This window comes from Longimicrobiaceae bacterium (genome assembly GCA_035696245.1).
Lineage (GTDB): Bacteria > Gemmatimonadota > Gemmatimonadetes > Longimicrobiales > Longimicrobiaceae > DASRQW01.
Window position 1 is genome coordinate 1 of sequence record DASRQW010000550.1, and the last position, 8611, is coordinate 8611.

The 8611-nt window shown below is 71.8% G+C and carries 7 protein-coding genes; 5 read left to right on the top strand and 2 right to left on the bottom strand.

The features are described 5' to 3' along the window. Window positions 1–75: 75 nt before the first annotated feature. Together VFE05_24420 and VFE05_24425 are read right to left on the bottom strand one after the other, a co-directional pair. Window positions 76–1173: a dienelactone hydrolase family protein gene (locus VFE05_24420; GenBank protein ID HET6233244.1), complete on the bottom strand. Its 1098-nt coding sequence runs from the start codon at window positions 1171–1173 to the stop codon at window positions 76–78. After that, a complete protein-coding gene (locus VFE05_24425) occupies window positions 1174–2289 on the bottom strand; it encodes a quinone-dependent dihydroorotate dehydrogenase (protein HET6233245.1) in 1116 nt (371 codons plus the stop codon). A gap of 231 nt (window positions 2290–2520) precedes the next feature. Here VFE05_24425 and VFE05_24430 point away from each other — a divergent pair, with 231 nt between their 5' ends. The 5 genes from VFE05_24430 to VFE05_24450 all read left to right on the top strand — a co-directional run bounded on the left by VFE05_24430 (window position 2521) and on the right by VFE05_24450 (window position 8404). Next, window positions 2521–3093, top strand: coding sequence for a metalloregulator ArsR/SmtB family transcription factor (locus VFE05_24430; protein HET6233246.1), 573 nt, complete (start codon window positions 2521–2523; stop codon window positions 3091–3093). A 21-nt stretch (window positions 3094–3114) separates the two neighbouring features. Then, complete coding sequence (locus tag VFE05_24435; GenBank protein HET6233247.1) at window positions 3115–3489, top strand: hypothetical protein; 375 nt, start codon at window positions 3115–3117, stop codon at window positions 3487–3489. Window positions 3490–3907: 418 nt separating this feature from the next. Then, a complete protein-coding gene (locus tag VFE05_24440) occupies window positions 3908–6028 on the top strand; it encodes a DNA/RNA non-specific endonuclease (protein ID HET6233248.1) in 2121 nt (706 codons plus the stop codon). A gap of 278 nt (window positions 6029–6306) precedes the next feature. Further along, a complete protein-coding gene (locus tag VFE05_24445; GenBank protein ID HET6233249.1) occupies window positions 6307–7518 on the top strand; it encodes an acetyl-CoA C-acetyltransferase in 1212 nt (403 codons plus the stop codon). A 70-nt stretch (window positions 7519–7588) separates the two neighbouring features. Then, window positions 7589–8404 (top strand): hypothetical protein, encoded by an 816-nt coding sequence (locus tag VFE05_24450; GenBank protein ID HET6233250.1) that lies wholly within the window; start codon window positions 7589–7591, stop codon window positions 8402–8404. The last annotated feature ends 207 nt before the right edge of the window (window positions 8405–8611 follow it).

The window sequence follows — 8611 nt, forward strand, 5'->3', positions numbered from 1 at the left end:
TTGCGGGGGAGGGGCTGGGGGAGGGGGCACCTCCTCCGCATCAACACTTCTTCTGGACCCGAAAACCTCTCCCTTTCACACCGCGTTTAGCGCCCGGTCCAGCAGCCGCAGGAATCTCCAGCCCTCGCGGGCGTACGCGAGCGGGCCCATGCCGGTGCCGTGCGTGGAGTGCGCGAAGAGGCGCGTGATGGTCACCGTGGGACGGGTCGGGGGCGGAAGGCGCTCGAAGAGGCGCAGCGATTCCGTGTAGGGCACGAGGCGGTCCTCCAGCCCGTGCGCCAGGACGACGCGCGCGCGGACGTGCGGGAGGTGCGGGCGCGGGTCCAGGCCGGGGTCCATGTCCAGCGCGGCGGCGGCGAAGTCCGCGGCCAGGCGCCGCGCGAAGTCCACGTCCGCGGGGCCCTGCCCGGCGGGCGGCGCGACCGAGTCCCAGATGCGCTGCTCGTCTGGCGAGAGGCGGGCGCGGATGGTGGCCTTGAGCGGGTCGTAGTCCGCGTCGCCCGCGTACTTGCCCAGCCGCCCGGCCTCGACCGCCAGCTCGTGCGCGGCCGCGCGGACGGCTTCCATGTGCTCGTAGCCTGGCACGCGCGTGAGATAGTTGCCCACTATGATCCAGCGGCCGTACGGGTCCGGGTCCAGCCGCTCCTGCACCCCGTTCCACTCGTGCTCACCCGTCATCATGCTGCGCACCGAGCGCCCCAGGTCGCAGTATCCCCCGAAGCCGACCACGCCCCGCAGCACCCCGTGCAGCGACGGGTCGGCCGCGGTGATCAGCGCCTGCGTGGCGCCGAACGAGAAGCCCACCACGCCCACGCCCCCCGGCCGCACCTGCGGCAGGGAGGCGACGTGCCGCAGCGCCGCCGCGATCGTCTCGCCCGCCGCCTTCGTGTCGATGCGCAGCTCGCGCCACGCGGGCACGTCGGGCACCATCACCACCGCGCCCGCCGCCGCCATCGACTGCGCGAAGCGGCGCAGCGAGGTGTGGTGGCGGCCGGGCACCGTGAGCCCGTGGAGGACCACGAAGCCTGGCGCCGGCCGGCGCGTCTCCGGCAGGAAGAGCGTGGCGTCGCGGTCCTCGCCTTCGACCTGGAAGACGATCTCCTCGTCGCGCTCGGCCGCGGCGGTGGCGCCCGGGCGCAGGTAGCTGCGGAGGAAGCGTGCGGCGCGCAGCATCTACCGAACCTCCGCGCCGTGCGCCGTGCCGACGGCCTGGGAGATGGACGTCATTCCTTCTCCGTGTAGATGGGACAGCAGGCCGCGGTTGATGGAGCGCACGATGCCCGGCCCGCCGTACACGAAGCCGGTGTAGACCTGCACCAGGCTGGCGCCGGCGCGGATCATCTCCCACGCATCGTCCGCGTCGAAGATGCCGCCCACGCCGATCACCGGCAGCGCACCGCCCGTCGCCCGATGGATGCGCGCCACGACCTCCCGCGCGCGCCGCCGCACGGGCGCGCCGCTGATCCCGCCCGCGCCCAGCGCCTCTACGTCCGCCGCGGGGGTGCGCAATCCCTCGCGCGAGACGGTGGTGTTCGTGGCGACGATGCCCGCGATCCCCTCGTCCGCCGCGATGGCGACGACCTCGTCCACCTGCGAGTCCGACAGGTCGGGGGCGATCTTGAGCAAAATGGGGGTGGGAGATGCGCGGCGCGCCGCCGCCGTCTCGTTCGTCCGAGCGCGGAGATCGCGCAGAAGCTCGCGGAGCGGTGCGGCGTCCTGGAGCGCGCGCAGCCCCGGCGTGTTGGGTGAGCTGACGTTCACGACGATGTAGCGGGCGAAAGGCTCCAGAAGCTCCAGGCTGCGCAGGTAGTCGCCCGTGGCGTCCTCCAGCGGCGTGACTTTGCTCTTGCCCAGGTTGATGCCCAGCACGGGCTCGATGGATGCGCGGCCGAGGTGCGCGGCGACGGCTTCCGCCCCGGGGTTGTTGAAGCCCATGCGGTTCAGCAGCGCGCCGTCCGCCGGGAGACGGAAGACGCGGGGCGGGGGATTGCCGGGCTGCGGCAGCGCCGTCACCGTCCCGATCTCCACGGACCCGAACCCGAGCGCCCCCAGCGCGTTGAACGACTTGCCGCTCTTGTCGAATCCCGCGGCAAGGCCCACCGGATTCGGGAAGCCGATGCCGAACACCGTCGTCTCCAGCGCGGGGTCGCTCACCTCCAGCGCCCGCCGCGCAGCCGCTCGCGCGGCCGCCGTCCCGAGCGCCGCGTTCAGCGCCGCCGTGCCGAGGTGGTGCGCGCGCTCCGCCTGCAAGCCGAACAGCAGCGGGCGGAGCAGTCCGTAGAGAGACATGGTCGCGGTGCGGGGGACGTCGTGCGCTTCGGACGCGGAGACTCCGAAGCTATCCCGCGTCCGCAGTGGACGGCAAGCGCGCGCGCCGCGTCTGAATCCCACCATCGAGCTCTTTCCACGGCCACGCATCCGCGGAGACGCTGACGGGGTTCTGAGAGGTCTTGTGCCGATCTGTGTAGATGGTTATCTAATTAGATGTGCATCGAATTTACAGACTGCAAGGAGGCGGCGATGGAGGTGGAGAGCGCGCTGGCGCACCTGAAGGCGCTGGCGAACGAGGCGAGGCTGAAGCTGCTGGGTCTGGTCGCGCAACGGGAGCGCAGCGTGGGCGAGCTGGCCGAGATCGTGGGGCTGAAGGAGCCCACCGTCTCGCATCACCTGGCGAAGCTGGCGGAGGTGGGGCTGGTGCGGATGCGGCAGGACGGCAACGTGCACTTCTACCGGCTGGACGGCGACGCGCTCCAGCAGCTCAGCCGCGACCTCTTCACGCCCGAGAAGGTCGTCTCCTTCGCCGGCCACGCCGAGGCGGACGCATGGGAGCGCAAGGTGCTGGACGTGTATCTACAGGACGGGCGGCTGATGAAGATCCCGGATACGCGGAAGAAGCGCGATGTGGTCCTCCGCTGGCTCGCGACGGAGTTCGAGCAGGGGCGCCGCTACGCCGAGCGCGAGGTGAACGAGGTCATCAAGGCGCGCCACCCAGACTTCGCCACGCTGCGCCGCGAGCTGATCGGCGCCAAGCTCATGGCGCGGGAGAGCGGCATCTACTGGCGCCTGCCCGACACGGCGGACGCCGCCGCGTAAACCATCCACCGAGGCAATGTCATGGCTGGAGAGCTCGACTTCGGAGAGCTGAACGCCGTCGGCTGCTGGGAGTGGCGGCTGCACGCGTACGACGGCCACACGCTGCGCCTCATCGGCGGCGGCGACCTGGTCTACTCGCACGTGGCGGAGCTGCACCTGGCAGGCGTGAGCTACCTCGACTGCCCCGTGCGGATGATGCATCCTGTCTTCCGCGCGGCCACGGAGACGGAGAGATCCAGCGTGGCGCAGAAGGTCGAGGTCACGCGCGGAACCCTCATCCTCGCCATCGAGGCGGAGACGACGTCGAGCGTGGACCCCCTCGTCTTCTTCATCGCCGCGGAGACGGCGGAGCTTCGCCGCGGCTTGGTCCGTTACGCGGATCCCGATCGAAGCTGAAACGATCCTCGCGACAGCCTCTGGCTCGCCCTCCGTTCTTGTGATGATACCTCCGTCCCCGCGTCCAGCCGCGCATCTCCCGCCCCGAGCCCGTCGCCTTCTCGCGGCGCTCGGCGAATCCCTTGCTACACATCTGGCGCGGGACTACGGTAGGATGGGGATGCGCTCCGCCCGGCCGGATGTTGGCGGTGCCGTCGCGGGCACTCGTGCGAGGCGCATCGCGCGTCATCCGCTGAGCATCTCCCGATCCGCTCCCCCGTCTTCACGTCCGCGAGAAAATCGATCAGCGCGTCCATCCACTCAGCAGGCGATGCGAGCGCGCGGGGCGCGGCGGTCATCTCCGCGGCGGATCGCGGGGCTTGGCGCTTCCTCGGTTCTCATCCACCTCATCCAACCACGTGACCGGAGGGGAAGAGCGATGGCGAACGCGAACGAGCTGGCGAGCCTGGCCATGAATCTGCCCGGTGGCATCCCGGACGAGGTCGTCGCGCGGGCGGAGCAGCCCAGCGCACCCGAGCGGCCCGAGGCGGCGAGCGCGCTCAGCTTGGTCAGCCGCGTCGGCTTCCTCTCCGGCGGCGGCGCGCAGCCGTCGAAGGCCGAGCTGGAGCGGCTGATGGGCACGAACGACCTGGTGGACGAGTTCTACCTGGAGCGCGCGCTGCTGGCCGCGAAGCCCGTGTGCCGTGTGAGCATACGCGCGCCGTCCGGACACGAGCGCGGCTGCGCGACGGGCTTCATGGTCTCGCCGCGGCTCATGCTCACCAACCACCACGTGCTGGGTTCGGCAGACGAGGCGGCGCCGTCCATCGCCGAGTTCAACTTCCGCTTCGACGTGGCGGGGCGGCCGGAGCCGTCGCACTGCTTCCGCCTGCGGCCGGACCTCTTCTTCTTCAACCACGAGGCGCTGGACTTCGCCCTCGTGTCGGTCGAGGCGGTGTCTACCGACGGCAAGGCGGAGCTGCGGGACTTCGGGTTCCACCGGCTGATCGCCGAGAGCGGCAAGGCGCTGCTGAACGAGTGGATGACCATCGTGCAGCACCCCGGCGGGGCGCGGCGGCAGTTCGCCATCCGCGAGAACCAGTGCGTGGCCGACACGGACCCGGACGTGATCTGGTACGCGAGCGACACCGCCCAGGGCTCCAGCGGCTCGCCGGTGCTGAACGACAGCTTCCAGGTGGTCGCGCTGCACCACGCGGGCGTGCCGCGGCAGGACGCGGCGAGGCAATACATCCTCAAGTCCGGCCGCACGGTGCCGGACCTGAACGGGGTGGACGACAGCGACGTGGACTGGATCGCGAACGCCGGCATCCGCGTGAGCCGCATCTGCGCGACGGTGAAGGAGCAGGCGCAGGAGCGCGGCGGCCACCTGGCGGAGCTGAAGGAGGCGATGCAGGGCGGCGACGTGCTCGCCACCGCCTACGCCCGCGCCGCGGCGCCGCGCGAGACCGGCCCGGCCGCGCCGGACGCGGATCGGGGCGTCGTCGCCGGCAACGGCATGGCGGCGGGCGGTCCCGGCCGCCTCGTCCTCGGCTCGCTGGTCCTGGAGCTGAACGGCAGCCTGCTCGGCATCCCCTCCACCTCGCCGCGGGCGATCCCCGCTGCGGCGCCCGCTCCGCCGCCGGCACCGATGGACGGCGACGCGGGCGCGGCGGAGTCGTTCAAGGAGCCGGTCGTCGACACCGACTACTCGTCGCGCCAGGGGTTCGACACGGATTTCCTGGGGCTCCGCACGCCGCTGCCGGAGCTGGCGGACCCGTCGCTCGCCGCGGCCATGCACGACGGCCGCTCCGTGATCCCGTACGAGCACTTCAGCGTGGTGCTGCACCGCGAGCGGCGGCTGGCCATCTTCACCGCCAGCAACGTGGACGGCAGCGCGGCGGCCAAGCGCCCGGAGGCGGGGCGCAAGTACACGCGCGAGGCGCTCACCGGCCTCACCGCCAGCCAGATGGAGAAGTGGCTGCTGGACCCGCGCCTGCCCGAGGCGGCGCAGATCCCGGACGCGTTCTACACGCGCGACAACGGCGCATTCGACAAGGGCCACGTCGTCCGCCGCGAGGACGTGTGCTTCGGCACCAGCTTCGCGCAGGTGCAGCGCGCGAACGGGGACACCTTCCACGTGACCAACTGCTCGCCGCAGCGGGGCGGGTTCAACCAGAGCGGCAAGGGCGGCATCTGGGGCGGGCTGGAGAACTTCATCGCCGCGCAGGCGGACGACGAGCGGCTGTGCCTCTTCGCCGGCCCCGTGCTGGCGGACGACGACAAGCTCTTCCCCGGCCCGCACCGGGTGCGCATCCCCACCCGCTTCTGGAAGGTCGTCTGCGCGCGGAAGTCCTCGCGCCTCCAGGTCTTCGCCTTCGTGCTGGAGCAGGACGTGTCGGACCTCCCCGTGGAGTTCGCCGTCACCGCGGAGTGGAAGGCCCGCCAGGTCTCCCTGCGCGACCTGGAGAAGCTGGTGCGCTTCGTGAAGTTCCCCACGGTCTACCACACGGCGGACCAGGGGAAGGCGAAGAAGGTCGCCGTCAGTCACATCTCCGTGTAGCCCGCCACCGGCGGGAAGCCGGCCGGTGAATGTGAAGCATCGGGGGACGGTTCCGTAGATGAGAGCCGCCGGCGGACAGGACGGTAGATGTGATGAGGAGGGGCGCCGGGAGAAGCTTCCGGCGCCCCTCCGCGCATCCGGTCCGGGGCCTGCGTCACAGTGAGCCGCGCTCACGCCGGTGGCGGCGGCGAGCCCGTGCGCCTGCCATTGACGGGCCCCGCGAGCGCCGGGCATATTGTGAGGTTTCGCCGGCCAACTCACCGCCAGGACAAAGAGCTATGGGCACGCAGGGCAAAGACGTGGACGTGGTGTTCCTCTCCGCCGCCCGGACCGGGTTCGGGACCTTCGGCGGGACCCTCAAGGACTTCTCGGCGACCGACCTGGGCGTCTTCGCGGCCAAGGGCGCGCTGGAGCGCTCCGGCGTGCCTGCCGGCGCGGTGGGCCACGTGGTGTTCGGCAACGCGCTCCAGACCAGCGCCGACGCCATCTACCTCGCCCGGCACGTGGGCCTCAAGGCCGGCCTGGGCATCGACGTGCCGGCCATCACCCTGAACCGCCTGTGCGGCTCGGGCTTCCAGGCCATCGTGACGGGTGCGATGGAGATCATGCTGGGCGAGTGCGAGGTCGCGCTGTGCGGCGGCGCCGAGAGCATGAGCCAGGCGCCGCACGTGATCCGCGGCGCGCGGTGGGGCGACCAGCGCCTGGGGCCGGCCGGCAAGTTCTACGAGGACCTGCTGTGGGAGTCGCTCACCGACCCGTTCGCCGGCTGCTCCATGGCGATGACGGCCGAGAACCTGAGCGACCACTACGGCATCACCCGCGAGCACGTGGACGAGTACGCGCTCCGCTCGCAGCGCCTTGCGGGCCAGGCGTGCGAGGAGAAGCGCTTCGACGCCGAGATGGTGCCCATCACCATCAAGAGCCGCAAGGGCGAGACGGTCTTCCAGTGCGACGAGCACATGCGGCCCGACACCACGCCCGAGCAGCTCGCCAAGCTCAAGCCGTACTTCAAGGAGGGCGGCACCGTGACCGCCGGCAACGCCTCCGGCATCGGCGACGGCGCCGCGGCGGTGGTGATCGCCAGCGCGAAGTGGGCCGACGCGAACGGCGCCAAGCCCATCGGGCGCCTGGTCTCGTGGGGCATCGCGGGCGTGGAGCCCAAGCACATGGGCATCGGCCCGGCGCCCGCCTCGCGCGCGGCGCTGCAGAAGGCGGGGATGGACCTGGGGCAGATGGACCTGATCGAGGTCAACGAGGCCTTCGCGTCGCAGTACTGCGCGGTGGAGAAGGAGCTGGGGCTGGACCGCGAGAAGACCAACGTGTCCGGCGGCGCCATCGCCATCTCGCACCCGCTGGGCGCCTCGGGCGCGCGCATCACCACGCACCTGCTGCACGAGCTGCGGCGGCAGGGCAAGCGCTTCGGCCTGGGCACCGCCTGCATCGGCGGCGGCCAGGGCATCGCGGTGGTGGTGGAAGCGTTCGGCGCGTGACACCAACGAAGAGCGCCGGGCGCCTGGAGATGGGCGGCCGGCGCTTTCCGCATCCACCGGCACCGGGCCGATGAGCGACCTGCCGACTCCGCCGGACGGGGGCAGCGGCCTGCCCGCGCGCCGCCTCAGCGCGCAGCAGCTGGAGGCGGTGATCCGCCGCGCCGTGGAGCTCCAGTCCGGCCCCGGCGCCGCGGACGAGGGCACCAGCGAGGCCGAGGTGGTGCGCATCGGCCGCGAGCTGGGGCTGGCGCCCGACGTGGTGCGCCGCGCCATCGGCGAGGTGCGCGCGCAGGTGCCGGCCGAGACGGGCGTGATGGCGAAGGTGATGGGCCCCGGCGTGATCCGCGCCGCCCGCACCATCCGCAAGCCCGCCGCGCCCACCGGCCTGCACGTGGAGCGCTACCTGATCGAGTGCGAGTACATGGTGGTGCAGCGCCGCTTCCCGGACCGCACGCGCTACGTGCGCGCGTCGGGTGCGGCGGCGGCCGTGGGCCGCGCCATGAGCCGCGTGGGCGCGCGCCACCAGCAGCTCCAGGTGCGCGAGCTGGACGTGGCGGTGAGCTACGTGGACGACGACAGCTGCCTCATCGAGCTGTCCACGTCCATGACCGGGGCGCGCGCCGGGATGGCGGCGGGGGGGCTGGCGGTGGGCACGGCCAGCGGCGGCATGGTGGGCCTGGCGACCGTGATCGCGCTGCACGCCGCGGCCCCGCTGCTGCTCGTGGGCCTGCCGGTCACCGCGGCGGTGATGTACGGGATGAAAGTGGGCTACGGGTCGATGGTGGAGCGCACGCACACCGAGATGGAGGCGCTGCTCGACCGTCTGGAGCGCGGCGAGCTGAAGGTGCCGCCTCCCACGGACTGGCGGCGCAAGCTGGGAATCTGAGCGGACTTTTTCGCCGGGCCGGCCGCACGTGCGGCCGCCCGGCTTTTCCACGAGAGCGTTCCTGAACCGGAGAGGCGTGATGGCCGAGATCAAGCGGGTGGGCGTGCTGGGCTGCGGGCTGATGGGAAGCGGGATCGCGCAGATCTGCGCCGCCGCCGGCTACGACACCGTGGTGCGCGAGATCAGCGACGACGTGGTGCAGAAGGG